Raw genomic sequence first — 20,108 nt, 5'->3', positions numbered from 1 at the left:
GCCGGGCGCCTGCCGGCCAGCGGCCGGCACTACCGTCATGCTTCGGTCGGGTGCTTGCCGGCCAGCGCCCGGCACTACCGTCATGCTTCGGCCGGGTGCCTGCCGGCCAGCGGCCGGCACTACCGTCATGCTTCGGTCGGGCGCCTGCCGGCCAGCGGCCGGCACTACCGTCATGCTTTGGTCGGGTGCCTGCCGGCCAGCGGCCGGCACTACCGTCATGCTTCGGCCGGGTAGTGCCGGCCGCTGGCCGGCAAATACGAAGCCCCGATCAGGCAGGGACTTCATCCAGCGCGTCGATGATCCGCTCCAGCGGCGCCGGCCGCCCCAGCAGGTAGCCCTGCACCTGGTCGCAGCCATGCGCAGCCAACCAGTCCAGCTGCCCCGGCGTTTCAACGCCCTCGGCGATGATGGTCAGGCCCATGCTGTGGCCGAGCGACAGCAATGCGCGGCAGATCGAAGCGTTGCGCGGATTGGTTTCCACGTCGGCGACGAAACTGCGATCGATCTTCAGGATGTCCAGCGGCAGGTGCTGCAGGTAGGACATGCTGGAATAGCCGGTGCCGAAATCGTCCAGCGACACGCTGATGCCCTGCTCGTGCAGGCGTTGCATGGTCTGCATCGCCTGCGCCGGCTTGCGCATCAGGCTGCTCTCGGTCAGCTCCACGTGCAGTGCGCCGCGGGCCAGTCCGAACTCCTGCTGGACGCGGGTGAATTCGGCCACCAGGTCGCTGTTGAAGAACTGCACTGCCGACACGTTGACTGCGATCGGCAGCTCGCCCCAACCGGCCTCGACCAACCGCCGCTGTGCCTTCGCCGCGGCGCGGATCACCCAGCGGCCCAGTGCCAGGATCAACCCGGTGTCCTCGCACAGCTGGATGAACTCGTTGGGCGGGATGAAGCTGCCATCGGCCTGCGGCCAGCGCAGCAGGGCCTCCAGCGCGGCCGGGCTGCCATCGCTGGCGTGCCGGATCGGCTGGAAGTACAGCTGGAACTCGTTGTCTATGGCGGCGTGGATGCGCCCGGCCAGGCGCAGGCGGTCGGCCAGCCGCGTGGTCACTGCCGCATCGAACCAGACCACCACGTTGCCCTCGGCACGCGCCGCGTGCGCGGCCTGCGCGGCCATGCCGATCACCTGCTCGGCGCTGTGGCCGTCACCGGCAGTGTGCACGGCCACACCGATGCGCGGTTCGAACTGGTGCAGTGAATCCTTGCCACGCATCGGCGCTGACACGATCTGCAGCAGGTCATCCAGCACGCGCTGGGTATCGTGCTCGGCCCCAATGGCCAAGACGAAATCTTCGGCCGGCTGGAACGCCAGCGTGCCATAGCGCGCGCCCAGGCCCCCGAGCCGGGTCGCCATCGACTGCAGCACCGCATCGCCGATCTCACGGCCCAGCGTATCGGCCACAAGCTGCAGGCCACGCAACTGCACGAAGGCGATGGTGTAGCCCTGCTGCTGCTCGTCCAGCTGTTCGGTCAGGGCGCGCACGTTGAGCAGGCCAGTGGCCGGGTTGTGCCGTGCCCGATAGGCCAGGTCACGCTCGTAGGCCAGCCGTTCGCTGACATCCTCGGCCAGCACGAGGCACGCGGGTTGTCCGTCGAAATCGAGCTTGGACAGGTGTGCGCGCACCTCGAACACACTACCGTCCTTGCGCCGGTGCAGGCGCACGGTCGCGTCGGGTGGATCGCCCACCTGTGCCCGCTGGATGGCACCACGCACTTCGTCCCAGCCTTCGCGCGGGCGGATGTCGAGGATGCTCATCGACAGAAACTCGTCGCGGCTGTAGCCGTACTGGCGCACCGCAGCGTCGTTGACCTCGATGAAGCGCAGCGTATCCGGGTCGAACACCCAGAACGGTGCAGGATTGCGGTCGAACAGCAGCCGGAAGCGGCGTTCGACCTCGCTCACCTGCTCGCGCGCCTGGTAACGCTCGCTCAGGTCGGTCAGCGCGCCGATCATGCGCCGCTCGCTGTCGGCCACTTCCACCCGCTGCCCACGTGCGCCCACCCAGCGCACCTCGCCCCCGGGCAGTACCAGGCGGAACACCTGGTCGAGCACCGCGCTGCCGGCGAATGCCTGGTCAAAGGCATGCTGCAGGCGCGCGGCATCGTCGCGGTGCACGCGTGCGAAGAAATCGGCCACCGGCAGCGCATCGGTCTGCACGCCAAAAATCTCGCGCGCCAGCGGCGACCAGCGCAGCAGTGCGGCGTCCTCATCCACGTACCAGGTACAGACACGACCGACCTGGTGCGCAAGACGCAGCTCGGCGTGGCCTGTTTTCAGCTCCTCGGCCATCGCCTGCTGGCTGCGGGTGCTGCGCCGCACGGCATACAGCAGCACCAGCAACACCGCGATGTAAGCCAGTACGATCGCCACCGACGCCTGCAGGTACGGCCACCACGGCGCCAGTACGTCTTCGTCGGCCAGGCCGACCTGCACCGCCAGCGGGCTGTGTTCCAGCGTGCTGATGGTGATGATGCGCGGTACGCCGTCGACCGCACCCGGCACGCTGCCCAGCTCGACCACCGCCTGCGTGCCGAGCAGGTCACGGCGCGGCAGGTCGTAGCGGCGGCCCACCGTGCCGTGCGGATCAGGCACGCGGGCCAGCATGTAACCCTCGGCATCGCTGATCGAGACCAGTCCGTTGGGGCCGACATCGAGGCCGCCGACGATGCGTTGCAGTTCGCCACAGCGCAGCCGCGCCAGCAGCCAGCGCCCGTCGGCCATCGCCAGCGCCAGCGGGACCACCCAGCCGTCATCGCTGGCCCGCTGCGGCGGGCCGATGTACAGCGCGCTGCTCAGGCCACGGCGCTGCGGATCGGTCCACAGCGGCAGCTGCAGGTCGCCCGTGCCGGCCGTCAGTGGTCGGCCATGGCTGTCGAGCACGACGATGCTGTGCAGCTCTGCATGCCGGCGCAGCACGCCGCCGATGGAGGCATCCATCAAGGCCGGCGCCTGTACCGGCACACTGCGGAACACCTCGGCGGCGTCGGCGGCGATGCCGGACATGGCGCGTTCCAGGTTGCGCAGCTCGAGCGCCAGCAGGCGCTCGCTGCCCACCGCCAGCGCGCGGCTCTGGCGCTGTGCCGCTTCCAGGCGGCGGTGGTAGTCATTGACCAGCATGAGGGTCAGGCCGGTCACCAGCAGAACGCCCAGCAGCACACCGCCCCAGGTGATGGCGCGCAGCGGCCGGGCCAACGCGCGTTTCAGCGCGGGCATCGGCGGGTGTTCCTTGTGCAGTCGGCTGGCTTCATGCGCGAACGAATCCTCCACGTCCCCGACCTCAACGGCCGGTGGACGCCATTCTTGACGCCTGATCCGCCCCCGCATGGCCACCTCCCCGTGTCCGCGCAGGGCTCCAGGGTCCAGCATGCACCACCCCGGTGACGGCGTGAAGATCGCGTCTGCGCGTTCAGCCAGATCCTGCACAGGACGGGCGGCGCAAGGACGCGGCCAGTGGCGCCGCAGCGGATTAGACTTGGGGTTTTCCGCTGCAAGAGAAGTCCATGTCCAAGCTGCGCCGTCCCACCCTGGCGCTGGCCATCGTTGCCAGCCTGTCCCTGGCCGCCTGTGACCGGCCGGCCGAACCGGCCGCCGGTGCCACTGCGCCGGCCGATGCCGCCCCCGCTGCGGCCAAGCCGATGCTGGGCAGTTTCGGCTTCGATGCCAGCGGCATGGACCGCAGCATCGCCGCTGGCGACGACTTCTTCGGCTTCGCCAATGGCACCTGGGTGAAGAACACCGAGATTCCGGCCGATCGCTCGCGCTTCGGCAGCTTCAACGTCATTGCCGAGAAGACCCTGGCCGACACCCGCGCCATCCTGGAAGGTGCCGCCGGCAACACACAGGCCAGCGGTGACGACAAGCTGATCGGCGATTACTACGCCGCTTACATGGACGAGGCCGGCATCGAGCAGCGCGGCGTTGCACCCGTGGAGCCGCAGCTGAAGGCGATCGATGAGATCGCCGACAAGGCCGGCCTGGCGCGTGCCCTCGGCGGCGACCTGCGCGCCGACGTCGACCTGCTCAATGCCACCAACTTCTACACCGACCGCCTGTTCGGCCTGTGGGTGTCGGTGGACCTGCTCCAGCCCGACCGCAATGCGCCCTACCTGGTGCAGGGCGGCCTGGGCATGCCCGACCGCGATTTCTACCTGGGCGGCGGCCGCATGGCCGAACTGCGCAAGCAGTACCAGGCCTACATCGCACAGATGCTGCAGCTGGCCGGCGTCGCCGATCCGGCCGGCAAGGCACAACGCATTCTCGCGCTGGAGACCAAGATCGCGCAGGCGCATGCCACCCAGGAAGAAACCAATGATGTGACCAAGGGTGCCAATCCGTGGACCCAGGCCGACTTCAATGCCAAGGCGCCCGGCATGGACTGGAACGCCTTCCTCGATGCGGCCGCGCTGGGCAAGCAGCAGGACTTCATCGTCTGGCAGCCCAAGGCCGTGGCCGGCCTGTCCAGGCTGGTCGCCACCGAGCCACTGGAGGTGTGGAAGGACTACCTGGCCTTCCACGCGCTGGACCGTGCCGCCGCCTACCTGCCGAAGAAATTCGCCGATGCTCGCTTCGCCTTCCACGGCACCGCGCTGAGCGGCACGCCGCAGCAGAGCGACCGCTGGAAGCGCGCGGTGGACGACGCCAACCACGCAGTGGGCGAAGCGATCGGCAAGCGTTACGTCGAAAAGCACTTCGACGCGAAGACCAAGGAACGCGCGGACGAGATGGCCAGGAACATCATTGCCGCCTTCGCCAAGCGCATCGACGCGCTGGCGTGGATGTCGCCGCAGACCAAGGCGAGCGCCAAGGCGAAGGTGGCCGGCCTGACCGTGGGCATGGGCTATCCGGAAAAGTGGCGCGACTACACCGGCCTTGAGATCCGCCGTGATGACCCGCTGGGCAATGCGCAGCGCGCCGAGCTGTTCGAGTACCAGCGCAACATCGCCAAGCTGGGCAAGCCGGTCGACCACAGCGAGTGGGCGATGCTGCCGCAGACCATCAACGCGATGAACGTACCGCTGGAGAACCGCCTGGTGTTCCCGGCCGCGATCCTGCAGCCGCCGTTCTTCGACGGCGCCGCCGACGACGCGGTGAACTACGGTGCGATCGGCGCGGTGATCGGTCACGAGATCAGCCACGGCTTCGACAACGCCGGTGCGCTGTTCGATGAAACCGGCAAGCTGCACAACTGGTGGACCGCCGAGGACCTGAAGCAGTTCAACGCCGCCGGTGACGCGCTGGCCGCGCAGTTCAGCAGCTACGAGCCGTTCCCGGGCGTGCATGTGAACGGCAAGCTGACCCTGGGCGAGAACATCGCCGACGTGGCCGGCCTGGGCACCGCCTACGATGCCTACCAGCTGTCGCTGCAGGGCAAGCCGGGACAGACCCTGGAAGGTTTCACCCCGGACCAGCGCTTCTTCCTTGGCTTCGCCCAGGCCTGGCGCAGCAAGAGCCGCGAGCAGGCGCTGCGCAACTCGCTGCTGACCGATGTGCATGCACCGGGCCAGTTCCGCGCACTGACCGTGCGCAACATCGACGCCTGGTACCCGGCGTTCGAGGTGAAGGAAGGCCAGAAGCTGTACCTGGCCCCGGACAAGCGGGTCAAGGTGTGGTGATGTAACCGGAACGGGCGCCGCAAGGCGCCCGTTTCATTTCAGGTGGCGGCCAACCTTGGTCGGCACAGGGTGGGAATCCACGCATGGCGTGGCTCTACCTGCGGGTGGTGGCAACCATCAGCAGGGCACTCCCAGCCAACACCGCTGCAGCCCACAGATTCGCATGCAGGCCCACGCCATCCAGCAGGCGGCCACCACTCCAGGCGCCCATTGCGATGCCGATGTTGAATACCGCCACATACAGCGCGGTGGCGATCTCCACGGCCTGCGGCACCGCCTTCATCATCCAGCTCATCAGGCCCACCGATACACCGCCATAGGCCAGACCCCACAGCAGCAGCACCGCAATACCTGCGGAGGGCGTATTTCCCACCCACAGGAACAGCAGAGGCGTCAGCAGCAGGCCCAAGGCTATCGCCAGCAGCATGCCCCGTGGATGGCGCGCAGCCAGAGGCCCGGCGATGAAGTTGCCGGCGATGCCAGCCAGGCCGTACCCAAACAGCAGTGCACCTATCCACGACGCATCCACGCCCGATACGGACGTCAGCAGCGGCCGCACGTACGTGAAGGCGATGAAGTGCCCGGACACCAGCAGCCCGGTCAGCCACAGGCCACGCCGCAGGTTGCGCTGGCCAAGCTGCTGCACGAACTGCCGCGGCCGCACCGATGTGCTGACCGGCAACGCGGGAACCACCCGCAGATGCAGCAGCATCACCGCCGCACTGAACAACGTCATCGCCACGAACGCACTGCGCCAGCCCCAGGCATCCCCGATCAGCACGCCCAACGGAACACCCAGCACCGAAGCTGCGGCCACGCCTCCGAAGATGATCGAAGTGGCCAGGCCAATGCGCTGCGCAGGTACCAGGCGCGCTGCCAGCCCACCGGCGATGGCCCAGATGCCACCCATGCAGAACCCCACCAGTACGCGCGCGGCCAGCAGCGAGCCGATGTCCGGTGCCAGTGCCGACGCAAGGTTGGCGACCAGCAGCAGGCCCAGCAGCGCGCACAGGATGCGGCGACGATCGATGCCACCGGCTGCAATCACCACCAGCGGTGCGAACACCGCCGCCAGCACGGCCGGCAGCGAGATCATCAGGCCGGCCGTACCGGTGGACGCGCCGAGATCTTCAGCGACCGGGGTCAGCAGGCCGACCGGCAGCATTTCGGTGGTGACCACCGAAAACGTGGCAAGGCCCACGGCGGACACCGCCCACCACGGATGGCGGGCCACGGGCGCGGGATGCGCAGGCGATGACGCGCTCACGGGATGACTCCTTCGGGGGATCTGGACGCGGCAGACGGGCGCAGCGCACGCTGCGCGAGCACGGCGAACAGCAGCACGCCGCCGCCTGCCGCCAGCGCCACCACAAAACCGCTGCGCACGCCCCCCGCATCGACGCTCTGCCCGGACAGCGCTGCGCCCAGCGCCACGCCGATGTTCAATCCGGCCAGCAGCCAGGTCATGCCCTCGGTCAGGCGCGATTCGGGCACGTGTTGTTCGACCAGCGACATCGCCACGATCATCGTCGGTGCGAAGAACACCCCGGCCAGCAGCACCGCAAGGGCCAGCACCGGCAGGCTGCCGACCCACAGCAGCGGCACCGTGGCCAGTGCGGTGGCCGCTGCGCCGGTCAGCAACAGGCGCGGTAGCGGTATCTGCAGCGTCCGTGCACCGAACAGCAGGCCCGCCGCGCAGCTGCCCAACGCATAGGCCGACAGCACCGCGCTGGCAGCAAGCGGCTGCCCCCGCTGTTCGGCGAAGGCGACGCTGGTGATGTCGACCGTGCCGACGATCATCCCCATCGCCAGCATCAACAGCGCAAGCAGGCGGATTTCCGGCCGCCGCAGCAGTGATCGCACGGGGGTGACGCTCTCGCGGGGCTGCAGCGGCGGTTCGGTGCCGCGCTGCAGGACCAGTGCGATCACCCCGAGCACCAGCAGCAGAGCCGCCGCCAGAACGCCCGCCTGTGGCCATACGGCCACCGACAGTCCCACCGACAACGGTGGTCCGGCAATGAAGGTCACCTCGTCGAACACCGTCTCCAGCGAGTACGCGGTCTGCAGCAGCGGACGGCCGCGATGGATCGCGGTCCAGCGCGCACGCACCATCGCCGACACGCTGGGCATGCAGCCGCACAGCATCGCCGCAATGAACAGCATCCAGTCCGGCGCAGCCAGCAGCGTGCATGCGGGCAGCAACAGCAGACCGGCCGCGCTGGCCGCAGTGGCCCACGGCAGCACCTTGTTTTGCCCACGCCGGTCGACCCAGCGCGACACCTGTGGCGACAGCAGCGCGTAGGTCAGTACGAAGGTGGCCGACACCGCACCGGCCAGCGCATAGCTGCCACGCAGCTGGGACAGCAGGGTGATGATGCCGATCCCGGTCATCGGCAGCGGCAGGCGCGCCACCAGCCCGGCCAGGGCAAGGCCGGCAGTGCCGGGGGCAGTGAACAGGTCGCGGTAGGGGGTAGCCATCAGTTCTCCAAGGCAGCGACTTGCCTGGCGCACAGCGCGCCACGACAATACATACACAGCGTATGAATAAGAGGCTACATTCATACGCGTCGTATGTAAATAATCATGCACTCCGTATGTAAGGAGCTCCGAATGGTTCGTCGCACCCGCGCCGAGATGGAAGAAACCCGCGCCACCCTCCTGGACACCGCCCGCCGGGTGTTCAGCGAGCATGGCTATGCCGCCACCTCGATGGACGACCTGACCGCCCAGGCCGGGCTGACCCGCGGCGCGCTGTACCACCACTTCGGCGACAAGAAGGGGCTGCTGGCGGCTGTCGTCGCCCAGCTCGATGCCGAGACCGACCAGCGCCTGCAGGCGATCAGTGATGCCGCCGACGATGCCTGGGAGGGCTTCGTGCAGCGTTGCCGCGCCTATCTTGAGATGGCGCTGGAGCCGGAGATCCAGCGCATCGTGCTGCGCGATGCGCGCGCGGTGCTCGGTGGCGCCTCACCGGACTCGCAGCGCCACTGCGTGCACTCGATGCAGCACCTGATCGAACATCTGGTTGCCCAGGGCGCGGTGGCGCCGGTGAATGCGCAGGCGCTGGCGTCGCTGATCTATGGCAGCCTGGCCGAGGCCGCGTTCTGGATCGCCGAGGGCGAGGATGGCGACGTGCGCCTGCGGCAGGCGACGGCGGCGCTGGAGATGCTGTTGCGCGGGTTGAAGTCGGCGGGGTAAGGCCCATCCACGCATGGCGTGGATACTGCGGAATCCGCGCTGGTAGATGCCAACCTTGGTTGGCGCTCCTGCGGCACCACGCGCAACGCGTGCCAACCAAGGTTGGCACCTACCGGGGAACGGTGGGCCACTCGCGCAGGATCTCCACCGGCGCGCCCATGCGCGCACAGGCGCGACTGGCCAGGCCATCGGGCAGCGCGCGGCGGAACAGCGGCGCCATGCCCTGCATCAGCTTCGCAGACGCCGCCGCCTGGGCGCGCTGACGGCCACTGCGTTCAAGCATGCCTTCGGCCCAGTCCGGCAGCAGCGCCGCGCCCGCACCGAGGAACACCTCGCGCGACAGCCCCGGCACCGGTACCGGCAGGCGCACGCCGGACAGCACCTCCAGCACCTCGCGCGAGCGCTCATCCACACGCAGCTCCGGCTGACGTGCACAGAAGTACGCCGCCACTTCCGCTTCGCTGCGCGGCACATCCACCGCGCCCAGTGCCTCGGCCACGCAACGGTACTCGTCGTAATAGCGATCGGCGATGTTCGCCGGCACCTCGCGCCCGTAGCGTCGGAAACCCTGCAGGAAACCGAAGGCTTCGGTCACGTGTACCCAGGTCAGCAGCTGCGGATCGTCCGCGGCGTAGGGCTCGCCCTGCGCGGTCTGGCCGCGGATCTGCGCATGGATGCGGCGCACCTTGGCCAGCAGCGCCTCCACCTCGCCGCTGGGCGCGTAGCTGGTGCCGGCAACGAAGGCCGTGGTACGACGCAGGCGTCCCACCAGGTCCTGGCGGAAATTGGAGTGGTCATAGACCCCGGCCAGCGCGCGTGGGTGCAGGGTCTGCAGCATCAGCGCGCACAGGCCGCCGGCGAGCATCGAGGGGAACTCGGCGTGCAGGCGCCAGGTCACGCTGTCGGGTCCAAACCAACCCGGGTCACCCAGCGGCTGGTCGTAATCGATGCCGCTCTGGCCACGGGGGAAGGCCTCCAGCACCCAGCGCCGGATCGGCGCCGTGACGGGGCGGGAGAGTCGCTGCAGCAAAGCCGGCATCACAGGTCCAGGAGAGGCGGAAGAACAGTCGCGTCTTGCGCGGTTGGCTCCGATTCTCGGCGATCACGCCTCCGGCGGCGAGCCTCCCCGCTCAGCGACGGTTTCATGTGCGGCCGCAGCACGTTTCACCCTGCGACATCCTGTCGCAGGCTGCGACTACGCTGCTGCAGCGCATCAATTTTCACTCCCACCGGTCAAACCCTTGCGCCGCTTGGCATTGCCCCCGTTGCACGGCCCGCTGGAAGTGCTAGAACTGGACCTGCCACACCGTCCAATGCTGATCGACGCACGTTCCACAAGGAGCCAGCCATGATTGCTTTGTTCAAGGGTTTGGGAATTCTGCTTCGCGACAACGAGCTCTACAGCAGCCCGTTCGACAAACAGGTGGCGCACTGGCGCAACCTGAGCGAGCAGCAGATCCGCGATGAAGTGGCGGTGCTGGCCCAGGCCAAGTGCCAGTGGCTGATCGCGTCGATCGTTGGCTGGCAGGCGGCCTCGCTGCTGATCCTCGGCCTGATTGCCAACTACCTGTGGCGCGACGATTTCCATATCACCTTCACCCGCGTGGTGATCGTCTTCGGCTCCTGGGTCTCGATCCTGTTCGTGATCTGGTTCATGGCCAACATGTTCGATCAGCAGGCCGGCTTCGAGCGCTGGATGAAGGCCTTCAACAGCCGCGCCCGCATCAGTTCCAAGGCCGACAGCGTCGAGCACGTGGCCGAGGCGCTGGACCTGGCCGAGCACTACCCGGAAGTGCTGGACTACAAGCAGGCGGTCACCGCCAGGCGCGAACTGCGCCACGAGGACATCCGCATCATGACCGAGATCGGCCGGATGAAGCAGCACTCCGAACTGGTCGGCCGCCTCAACCATGTGGGCGAGACCGAGCACCATCACGACCTGACACTGCAACCTGCCTACTGAGCCTTCAGGGAAGCGGGGGGACCCACACTGCCACCGTGATCACTCACGGTGGCAGTGTTCTATCGGGTCCTGGCTGACGCACTGGCGGAAGCCGTTGGGTAGACCACGCATGGCCTCGGTCTTGCCTGCTGCAACTGCGAACCGGCGCAGCGGCGGTGTGGCACACGCCGCATCGGGGCTGCAGCCCGGATCGAGCACCAGGTAGTGGCAGGCGCCACTGCTGCTGGCGATGCACTGGAAACGCGCCTCGCCATCGACGACGGTAGCCTTGCTGTACAGCGTGTCCACGCCGTTGGCGTGGGTGCGCGTGATCGAGGTGTTGCGGGATTTTTCGCAGCCGGCCAGTGCCAGCACGGCAACGCACGCAATCAGTAGACGGGACATGTTTGCTCCTCGGTGCAGGGGCAGTGACGGTGCGGCTACATGCCGCGGAACAGGCTCATGAACGGCTGGCTGACCACCAGCGTCTCCGTGCGCCCGCGCAGGCGCAGCACGCCGCGCCCGGTATCGTCGCGGCTGACCGCCGCCACCGCCTTCATGTTGACGATGGTCGAACGGTGGATCTGGCGGAAATGCTGCGCATCGAGCACTTCCAGCAGCTCGCGCAACGGCGTGCGCAACAGGCTTTCGCCGGTGGCGGTGACCACGGTGGTGTACTTGTTGTCCGCGCGGAAGTAGGCCACGTCTTCCAGCATGATCAGCTGCGTCTCGCGGCCGTTGCTGGCGGTGATCCAGGCCAGTGGTGGGCGCTCGGCCGCGCCCTGCGACGGGCCCAACCGCTGCAGCAGGCGCTCGAGCACGGCATCGTCCTGCCGCGTCGACGGCAGCCGCGACAGGATGCGCTCGCGGGTCGCCAACAGGCGTTCGTCGCTGACCGGCTTCAGCAGGTAATCCATCGCGCCCTGCTCGAACGCGTCAATGGCGTACTGGTCGTACGCGGTGACAAACACCACCTGGGTGCGCGGGCTCAGCTCGGACAGCGAACGTGCCACCTCGATGCCACTGATGCCGGGCATGCGGATATCGAGGAAGGCGATGTCCGGCTGTTTCTCGGCCAGCTGCTCCAGCGCGCTGGCGCCGTCCTCGCACTCGGCCACCAGCTTCAGTTCCGGCCACAGCCGGCCCAGCTGCTCCACCAGTGACTGCCGCAGCAGCTCTTCGTCTTCGGCGATCAGGGCTTCAAGCGGCATGGCTGCGCTCCTTGGGCGACTGCGGCAGGGTCATGGTCGCCGCCACGCCGCTGGGGAAGTTGGCGACGATCGCCACCCCGGCCTGCTCACCGCAGGTCAGGCGCAGGCGCTCGCGCAGGTTCTTCAGGCCGATGCCGGTGCCGCTGGTACCGTGGCCGAAGCCGAGGCCATCGTCGGCCACGGTCACGGTCACGTGGTCGTCGAAGCCGCGCGCCAGGATCCAGATCGTACCGCCGCCGGGCTTGGGTTCCAGGCCGTGCTTGATCGCGTTCTCCACCAGTGTCTGCAGCGCCATCGCCGGCAGGTGGACGCTGTGCAGTTCGTTGGGCACCTGCACTTCCACCGCCAGCCGTGCGCCCATGCGGATGCGCAGGATCTCCAGGTAGGCGCGGGTGCGTTCCAGCTCCACGCCCAGCGTGGACACCGATTCGTCCACCTGTGGCAACGAGCTGCGCAGGTACTGGATCAGGTGGCCGAGCATCTGCTCGGCCCGTGCCGGGTCGGTGCGGGTCAGCACCTGCGCATTGGCCAGCGTGTTGTAGAGGAAGTGCGGTTCCACCTGCGCATGCAGCAGGTTCAGCCGCGCCACCGACAGTTCCTTTTCCACCTGGGTCTGTTCGGCCGCAGCCTGTTCGTCGCGGCGCTGGTCGGCGACGCGGCGACTGATCGCGCGGGTGACCGCTTCGGCATTCTCGAAGTTGCTGCCCTCGTCCAGCGCCAGCAGGTCGGCCCACCAGCCGGCATCGGGTTCGAACAGCAGGGTAACGGTGCTGGTGCCCTGCCCCGGCGTGACCGTTGCCAGCACGCTGTTGCGCTTGATCGCCAGCCGCGCCGGCAGGTTCCAACGCGAGGGCTGGCGACCGTTCCAGAGGTCGACCCGGCGAACATAGGCACGCACCTGCAGGCTGCCGGCCGAACTTTCCACGTCTTCCACGCGGGGCAGTTCGGAGATCGCCGCCTCCACCACCGAGAAGGCGTGGCCGGCGTCCATCGGCAGTTCGATCTGGCGGCGTTGGCGGCCGGACAGGGTGGTGGCATCCAGGCGACCGGCCACCAGCCAGACCCGGCGGATGTGGGTGATGGCACTGCCGAGCGCGGAAATGATCAGGAACATCGCCAGCAGCCCGAAGATCCAGCCCGGGCCATCGTTCATGCCACTGAAGATGCCGCTCCAGACCATGCCAGCGACGAACAGCGCCGCAGCCCAGGCCAGCAGGTGACGGAACAGGAGAGAGAGGCTGGCGAACACGGCGGCGCCTTGAGGAAGGGGGTGAGCCGAGCATAGGGCGGCCCGCCGGGCAAGCAAGCAGGCTGCGACGAAGGCCGGGAAAGTGGGGATGGAAGGCCTTCTGGTAGTGCCGGCCGCTGGCCGGCTCCCCATGACCTCCGCAAGCATCACAAGGTTGCCGGCCAGCGGCCGGCACTACCCGGGAGGCGCCGGGCGAACCCGGCGCATTCCCTTACCTGCGCTGGTCGGCGCTGGCGTCACGCACGGCGCGGAACGACTCGTCCTTGCTCCAGTTCGGCCAGCTGCGCGCGTTGGCCAGCTGGTTGCCCAGCGTGTACAGCACTTCCAGGTCGCGGGCGGCACCGGCGAACACCCAGTCCGGCTGCCATTCGTCGCCCTGCTGGTGGTAACGCTTGGCGGTGTAGTCCTCGGAGGCCTTCTTGCCTGCGGCGACGCCACCGTCCACCCAGTCCTGGCCGGCCGACCAGGACAGCGCCGGCACGCCACGCTTGGCGAACGGGAAGTGGTCGGAGCGGAAGAACAGGCCCGCTTCCGGCTTCGGGTCCGGCGTGTAGCGGATGTCCCAGCCCTTGGCCACGTCCTTCAGCTGGTCCAGCAGCTCGAAACGCGCGGCACCGTAGATGCCGAAGTCACGCGACGGGCCGAACGGCGCCATGCCGTCCATGTTGATCACCGCCACGGTCTTTTCCAGCGGGTACAGCGGATGGGTGGCGTAGTACTCCGAACCCAGCAGGCCCTTTTCCTCGGCGGTGACCGCCAGGAACAGCAGCGAGCGCTGCGGGCGCTTTTCCTTGGCGAAGCCACGGGCAAGCTCGATCAGCGAGGCGGTACCGCTGGCGTTGTCCAGTGCGCCGTTGAAGATGCGGTCGCCGCGCGCGTCCGGCTCGCCCACGCCGATGTGGTCCCAGTGCGCGCTGTAGATGATCGTCTCGTCCGGGTGGCGGCTGCCTTCCAGGCGTGCGGCCACGTTGTGCGAGGTGATCACTTCGGTCTTCACCGCGTACTTGGCGTCCAGGCTGGCGCCGGTCAGCGGCACCGGGGTGAAGTCGCGCTGCTGCGCCTTCTTCTTCAGCGCCTCGAAGTCCTGCCCGGCCGAGCGGAACAGCTCCACCGCCAGGTCGCGCTGGATCCAGCCTTCCAGCAGCGGGTGGCTTTCGGCCGGGTTGTCGCGCACCACGTCGAACATGGTGTTGGTGTTGGAACCGGCCACGGTGGCCCAGCCATAGGAGGCCGGTGCGGTCTCGTGCACGATCAGCACGCCCAGTGCCCCCTGGCGCGCGCCTTCCTCGTACTTGTAGGTCCAGCGGCCGTAATAGGTCATGCCCTTGCCGTCGAAATCACCCTGGCCGGTCTCGAAATCCGGATCGTTGATCAGTACGACGGCGATCTTGCCCTTCAGGTCCACGCCCTTGAAGTCGTCCCAGTTGCGCTCCGGCGCTTTCACGCCATAGCCGAGGAACACCAGCGGGGCCTTGCTGATGTCGACGTTGCTGGCGCCGTTCATGGCGGCGCGCACGGCGATCTGCTTGCCCTGCTCCAGCGGCACGGTCTTGCCGCCCTGGTGCAGCGCCAGCTGCGGTGTGCCGACGATGTCGCCCTTGCGCAGCGGCACGGCCTGGGTCCACAGACGCTTGCCGTCCTTGAGGTCGCCGCCCGGCTGCAGGCCGGCGTCGGCAAACTGCTTGCTGAGGTAGGCGATGGTCTTCTCTTCGCCGGCGGTGGCCGGCGAGCGGCCTTCGTAGGCATCGGAGGCCAGTTCCTTGACGTCGGCGGAGATCCGCGCGCCATCGAATTTCGGGGTGGCTGCCATCAGTGCGCTCGACACCGACAGGGCCAGCACGCCCAGTACCACTCGTTTCATTGCTCTCTCCAGCAGGGAAATCCTTCTGGAGTGTAAGGGGTAAGGGGTTCGGCAGGGCTGCGCCCTGCACCTGCGGTAGTGCCGGCCGCTGGCCGGCAACGTCGGGGGCAACAGCCGAAGCAACAGTGGCATTCCGTGGGATGGCGGGTCGGTCCCGCTGCTGTTGCTGGCTGTCGACCCGGGTCGACACGGACGAAAACACGAAGGGGCCAGATCCCTTTCCCGGCGGGAAAGGGCTCTGACCCCATCTGTGTGTTGCTTGGGCGTGTTACCAGTTCGGGTCTTCGGCCGGGGCCGCGGCGGGCTTGGGCTTCGGCTTGGCCGCCGGGCGTGCGGCCGCTGCAGCCGGGCCAGTCCCGCCCGCAGCAGCGGCGGCAGCCGGCTTGCTGCCCAGCTTCTGGCGCAGTTCGATCTGGCCCGGACGGAAGCCACCGCGCATCGCGTCGACGCCATCTTCGATGGTGCCGTACGAGGTCTGTGCAGCCACGCGGTCGATGCGGATGGTGCAGCACGGGTGTTCGCTGCGGCCCAGCGAGCGGCCGGTCTGCGGGTCCTTCAGTTCCTCGCCCAGGCGCACGGCCTGCCAGCGCTGGCCGGCCTGCAGGGTCTCGCCGCCCTGGCTCAGCACCACCTGATCACCGTCCACCGATACCACCGATACCGGGAACAGCGTGGTGACGATGCTGGTACCGATCTGGCCGGACAGCGATTCCATCATCGCCGCAGCCATGTTGCGGCCGTTGACCACGCGCGGCAGGGTGCTGGGGCCGGTCGAGGCCAGCTGGTGGTCGAAGCTGTCGGACATCACCACCTGGCCGGTGGTGGCGTTGACCAGGCGCAGGGTGATGCGGCCGCCCCCAGAGTACGAGGTCACCTGGCGATCGGACATGCGCAGGTTGCGCACGCTGCGCGGGTACTCGAAGCGTTCGATGGTCGGGATCAGGATCAGGTCGGTCGCCAGCTGCTGGCCGACGCGGGCAGTGTCCTGCAGACGCACGTTGCCGCTGTTGATGTGGTCGATCTCGGCCTGCAGTTCGTCGCCGAACTCGCGATCCAGCACGATGAAGCGCTGGGTCTGGGTCAGCGTGTCGGACAGGCGTGCGCGGATCGCGTCGGCCACTTCATCGGCGCTCACGCGGCCATCGCCCACGGCATAGCTGCCGGCCTTGGTACGCGGCAGCGCGACCACGATCTTCGGCTTGCCCTGCTCGTCCGGTGCGCGGTACTGGGCGATCTGGGCACGCACGCGTACCTTCCAGTAGCTGCGCATGCTGCGGTGGGTCACGTCGGAATCGAACGAGCTTGCGCCACGCTTGGCATCGACACTGACCTTCTCGTCGTAGCGCTCCTTGACACTGGCCGAGGCACCGCCGCCCTTTGCCGTGGCTTCGCCAGAGGCGCTGGCAGAGGCCGAGCCCTTGAAGCTCCAGCCTTCATCGCTGGCGCGCACGCGGGCGATGGTTTCCTCGTCCAGCTGCCGCACTTCGTCCTGCGACAGGATTTCATAGCCCAGCACCGCGCCCTGCGAGCCGGCGATCATCTGCTGGGTGAACGCGTCGGCGCGGATATCGCCGACGTGTTCGTCATCCACGTCCACATGCAGGCCTGCGCGCAGGCTCTGCATCTGGCTGGCCACGCGTACGCCGTTGACCTGCGCCACCGCCGACTGCAGCGCCGCCAGCACCGCCAGTTCCGGGGTGCTGCCGATGCCATCGGCCTCGCGCGCGACCTGGGTGGTGCCGCCGAAATCCGGCGTGCCACGCAGGGGCGCGGCTTCCACTGGCGCATTGCTGGCCAGTGCACTGGTTGCCTTGTCCTTGGCGGGTGTGGGCGCATCGGCGGCCGGGGCGTCCTGCTTGCCGCAGGCTGCAAGCAGCACGGCAGCCAGGCCCAGGCCGATCAAACGGGAGGTCGTACGCATGGGGTTGATCCTCGGATCAGATCGAGTCGAGCATCGAATCGGCGTTCGACGGCACCTTCACCTTGCTCTTCTTGGCGAAGGTCACGGCCGACTTGGTCGAGCCGTACAGGCCCTGGATGAAGCCCGGCGATTCCTTGGCCACCCATGCACCGGCAGCCAGCTTGCGGCCGACGGTGGCCATCTGGGTGGCGCCCAGGTTCTTCATGCCGGCGGTGAAGTTGCTGGCTTCGCCGCCCAGCTTCTGCGCTTCGGCAGCCGAAGCCAGCAGCGAGACCAGGCCTTCGGCATAGTGCTGCTTGGATTCAGCGTTCAGCTCCGGCTGCGCGGCCTGGCGCTCGTCGATCGCGGCCTGAGCGGCTTCGCTGACCGACACCGACTTCTTCATCGCATCGACGCTGACCGAACCCGACGACAGCGCCTGGCGCTCGGCTTCCAGCAGCTGCACCTGCTCGGCCAGGCCGAAGGCACGGGCGAACGAGGTCTGGGCCTGCAGCGAGTGCGACTGCGAGCTGACGAAACGACGCACCAGTGCTTCCTGCGCGGCTTCATCCGGTGCGGCGGCGCTGGAGGCGCTGCTGCTGGAGGTACCGGTGGCGGCGCCGGCCAGGTCCTTCAGCTTGCCCAGGCCAGCGTGCGCCGGCATCGACAGGGTGGCGGCAGCGATGGCCAGGACAAGAGCGGTATTGCGGATCATGTGAGAGTCCTTTGGGAGAGACGGCCGCGGTGCGGCACGTGGGGAATCGGTAAGCCCCGGGGCGATGCCGAGCGCGCTCGGCACCCACCGGGGCGGCGGATCAGCGCACTGCCTTGACGTTCAGCTCGTTGATCATCTGCTGGGCAGCCTTTTCGGCAGCCAGCTGCAGTGCGTTGGTACGGGCCACGGTTTCATTCGGGCCGGTACCGGAGAACTGCACCGGGCCGACCGACGACACGGTGCGTGGGAAACGACCGGTCACATCCAGTACCTTGCCGGTAACGGTGACGAACACGCGGGTGTTGCCACTGGCCGGATCACGGTCGCGCATGCCGATGTCGAGGGTGCCGACGGCGATGTACGGAATGTTGGCTGCACGGATGCCGTTGGCGGTGTCACGCAGGGTGGCCGGGGCCAGGTCGTTGCCGGTGCTGAAGTCCTTGCGGATGCGCTCGATGCTGAGCAGGCCACGCGACTCGCCTTCCACGTATTCGGCTTCAACCACTTCGTAGCCGGCGGCGCTGAAGGCACCGGTCATCGCGGTGTTGACCTCGGCGGCGTTGGCCACCTTCCAGGTGATGTTGTCGGCGCGCGCGGTGGTGCTGCCGCCGCTGGTGACCGACACCGAACCATTCTGGTTGATGCTGCCGTTGGTGCTGACCGAGTTGCCGCGGAAGCTGTCGCCCTCACGGGTGTTCTCGCTGTAGCTGCTGCTGGCGTCGACGCGGCGGTATTCCTTGTCCTGGAACGACTGCACGGTGTCCTGCGAGCGCGCCATGAACAGGAAGGTCAGCAGCGAGCGCTGCGCGGCGGTGGCACCGGCAACGGCCGAACCCGCATCCAGCTTGGTCTGCAGCAGGGTGGTGTTGATCTCGGCGCGGACGGTGACGGTGTAGGTCTTGGCTTTCTTGTCTTCGGTGTCCGACAGCTGCACGGCGCTGAGCACGTAGCGGTCGATCTCGCCGATGAACTCGGCGCGACGCGCTTCGAACAGGCGCAGCTTGGCCGCACCGGTTTCGGCGATGTACGCCTCCAGGGCATTGACCTTGGCCTTGTTCAGGGCCTGGGCACGGGTATCGGCACTCAGGCGCAGGCCGTAGCTGGCCGAGCCGGTGCCGCGCGAACTCGCGGTCTGCGCAGCGACCGGCGAGGCCACCACCAGCGCGATGAGGATGAGCAGGATGGTACGCATCAACGACATGACTTGATCAACTCCTGGAGGGCTTGGGTCTGCTGCTGCAACGGGCGGCCGCCCGGCTTCTGTTCGTCCAGCCAGGCACGCGAATCGGCACGCTTGGCGGCGGCGCCGGCGAAGGCGTCGAGCCCGGCCAGCAGGGTTTCGTAGCTGGCCGACCACTGGTCGACCTGCCACTGCGTGGCCGGAACCACCTTGGTGGCCCCCTTGCGCAGCGGCTGTTCGAAATAGACCTTCCCCGAGAACGGCTCGGTCACCTTGGCGGTGAAGAAGGCGCCGAACAGCATCGTCTTCATCGCCGGGGTTTCATTGATGACGCCGTTCTTCAGCGCATCGACCTGCACGGTGATGACATAGTCCGGCTCGGGAATCTTCAGCTGGTAGACCTTGCCGTCGGCAAAGCGCGCCGCCATCGCACCGCCGATCGCCTGGCCCGAGGCCGGCGGCAGCAGCCCGACGCCGGTGTTGGACGACAGCGTCTTGGACAGTTCATGGGCCAGGGTGGCGCGCAGCGGCGCTTCCCACTTCAGGTCGGGCAGCTTGGCGCGGACCGCGTCGGACAGGGTTACACCACCGACCTGCAGACGGCGCACCGCCGCGTCGGGCAACCTGGCCTGGGCAAGGCTGGCCGCCAGCACCTGCGACAGGCTGGTATCGGCGCCGCCATACAGCAGATCGGCGACGATCGCGTCGATATCGTCGTTGTCCGGTCGGTAATCCTGCACGTCGATGCGCTGCAGCGTGAGCGGATAGGACGCGATCACCTGGCGCTCGCGGAAGTCGAAGAACAACGCCTGCAGCGCCACTTCCACCAGCACCTTGTACTGGTCACCGATCGGCTCGACCGAGACCAGTTCGCGGTCCAGCGCGGCCGCCAGCACGGTGGCACTGGTGGTGCCGTCGAGCATCGCCACCGGCTGGTCGATCAGTTCCAGGTTGGCCGGCGGGCGACGCTTGAGCCCCTGCGCCAGGGTCTGGTTCAGCGGGACCAGGCCACGCCGTTCCAGCACCGCATGCGCATGAGGGGTGGTCGCCTGCACGGCGGCGGCGTCAGCGGTATAGGCAAAACCGGCCCAATAGGCCTGCTGCGATTTGTCCGCGGCCTGCACGGCCGTCGGCCATACGGCCAGGCACAGGGCACAGGCAAGCAGGCGCGCAAAAGCGCGCGATGCGCTCTTCGTCCTTGAATACATCCAACCGCTCCTCGGTCAATACGCA

15 protein-coding genes are annotated in these 20,108 nt (G+C 67.9%); 3 read left to right on the top strand and 12 right to left on the bottom strand.

Translation table 11 applies throughout. The features are described 5' to 3' along the window. Window positions 1-268 precede the first annotated feature (268 nt). Complete coding sequence (locus ACMGRF_RS00465) at window positions 269-3,331, bottom strand: EAL domain-containing protein (RefSeq protein ID WP_049411420.1); 3,063 nt, start codon at window positions 3,329-3,331, stop codon at window positions 269-271. 176 nt (window positions 3,332-3,507) lie between these two features. Here ACMGRF_RS00465 and ACMGRF_RS00460 point away from each other — a divergent pair, with 176 nt between their 5' ends. Further along, window positions 3,508-5,619: a M13 family metallopeptidase gene (locus ACMGRF_RS00460; protein WP_111097031.1), complete on the top strand. Its 2,112-nt coding sequence runs from the start codon at window positions 3,508-3,510 to the stop codon at window positions 5,617-5,619. A 94-nt stretch (window positions 5,620-5,713) separates the two neighbouring features. Here the strand turns inward: ACMGRF_RS00460 and ACMGRF_RS00455 are convergent, their stop codons facing one another. Next, window positions 5,714-6,886, bottom strand: a complete 1,173-nt coding sequence (locus ACMGRF_RS00455) for an MFS transporter (RefSeq protein ID WP_414485539.1) — start codon at window positions 6,884-6,886, stop codon at window positions 5,714-5,716. Then, complete coding sequence (locus ACMGRF_RS00450; RefSeq protein WP_414485538.1) at window positions 6,883-8,097, bottom strand: MFS transporter; 1,215 nt, start codon at window positions 8,095-8,097, stop codon at window positions 6,883-6,885. Before ACMGRF_RS00450 ends, ACMGRF_RS00455 begins: the two co-directional genes overlap by 4 nt. Before the next feature lie 132 nt (window positions 8,098-8,229). Here ACMGRF_RS00450 and ACMGRF_RS00445 point away from each other — a divergent pair, with 132 nt between their 5' ends. Next, window positions 8,230-8,817 carry a TetR/AcrR family transcriptional regulator gene (locus ACMGRF_RS00445; RefSeq protein WP_049411431.1) on the top strand — a complete coding sequence of 196 codons (588 nt, stop codon included), beginning with the start codon at window positions 8,230-8,232 and terminating at the stop codon, window positions 8,815-8,817. Between the two features lie 109 nt (window positions 8,818-8,926). Here ACMGRF_RS00445 and ACMGRF_RS00440 read toward each other — a convergent pair whose 3' ends face one another. Continuing rightward, a complete protein-coding gene (locus ACMGRF_RS00440) occupies window positions 8,927-9,856 on the bottom strand; it encodes an oxygenase MpaB family protein (protein WP_180880933.1) in 930 nt (309 codons plus the stop codon). A 309-nt stretch (window positions 9,857-10,165) separates the two neighbouring features. Between ACMGRF_RS00440 and ACMGRF_RS00435 the strand changes: the two genes are divergently transcribed. Then, entirely contained in the window at window positions 10,166-10,780 is a 615-nt protein-coding gene (locus tag ACMGRF_RS00435; protein WP_049411437.1) for a hypothetical protein, read from the top strand. Between the two features lie 39 nt (window positions 10,781-10,819). On the opposite strand, the gene ACMGRF_RS00430 is transcribed toward ACMGRF_RS00435, so the two are convergent. From ACMGRF_RS00430 to ACMGRF_RS00395, 8 genes are all read right to left on the bottom strand, one after another. After that, complete coding sequence (locus ACMGRF_RS00430; RefSeq protein WP_049411441.1) at window positions 10,820-11,164, bottom strand: hypothetical protein; 345 nt, start codon at window positions 11,162-11,164, stop codon at window positions 10,820-10,822. Between the two features lie 35 nt (window positions 11,165-11,199). After that, entirely contained in the window at window positions 11,200-11,970 is a 771-nt protein-coding gene (locus ACMGRF_RS00425; protein WP_095379173.1) for a LytR/AlgR family response regulator transcription factor, read from the bottom strand. Continuing rightward, on the bottom strand, window positions 11,960-13,219 hold the full coding sequence (locus ACMGRF_RS00420) for a sensor histidine kinase (RefSeq protein ID WP_099486372.1): 1,260 nt from the start codon (window positions 13,217-13,219) through the stop codon (window positions 11,960-11,962). The genes ACMGRF_RS00425 and ACMGRF_RS00420 overlap by 11 nt, the downstream gene beginning before the upstream one ends. A 211-nt stretch (window positions 13,220-13,430) precedes the next feature. Continuing rightward, on the bottom strand, window positions 13,431-15,080 hold the full coding sequence (locus ACMGRF_RS00415) for a M28 family metallopeptidase (RefSeq protein ID WP_049411451.1): 1,650 nt from the start codon (window positions 15,078-15,080) through the stop codon (window positions 13,431-13,433). A gap of 268 nt (window positions 15,081-15,348) precedes the next feature. Continuing rightward, window positions 15,349-17,001: a CsgG/HfaB family protein gene (locus ACMGRF_RS00410; RefSeq protein ID WP_414485537.1), complete on the bottom strand. Its 1,653-nt coding sequence runs from the start codon at window positions 16,999-17,001 to the stop codon at window positions 15,349-15,351. A 16-nt stretch (window positions 17,002-17,017) separates the two neighbouring features. Further along, a complete protein-coding gene (locus ACMGRF_RS00405) occupies window positions 17,018-17,695 on the bottom strand; it encodes a hypothetical protein (protein ID WP_005415096.1) in 678 nt (225 codons plus the stop codon). Between the two features lie 100 nt (window positions 17,696-17,795). Next, a complete protein-coding gene (locus ACMGRF_RS00400; RefSeq protein WP_032953880.1) occupies window positions 17,796-18,896 on the bottom strand; it encodes a hypothetical protein in 1,101 nt (366 codons plus the stop codon). Further along, complete coding sequence (locus ACMGRF_RS00395) at window positions 18,887-20,083, bottom strand: hypothetical protein (RefSeq protein ID WP_180880929.1); 1,197 nt, start codon at window positions 20,081-20,083, stop codon at window positions 18,887-18,889. The genes ACMGRF_RS00400 and ACMGRF_RS00395 overlap by 10 nt, the downstream gene beginning before the upstream one ends. Window positions 20,084-20,108: the final 25 nt, after the last annotated feature.

The sequence above is a fragment of the Stenotrophomonas sp. EMP41 genome, from assembly GCF_047495535.1.
GTDB lineage: Bacteria > Pseudomonadota > Gammaproteobacteria > Xanthomonadales > Xanthomonadaceae > Stenotrophomonas > Stenotrophomonas sepilia.
Note: the sequence above shows the minus strand (reverse complement) of the source record. Positions and strands in the feature narration are given on the sequence as shown.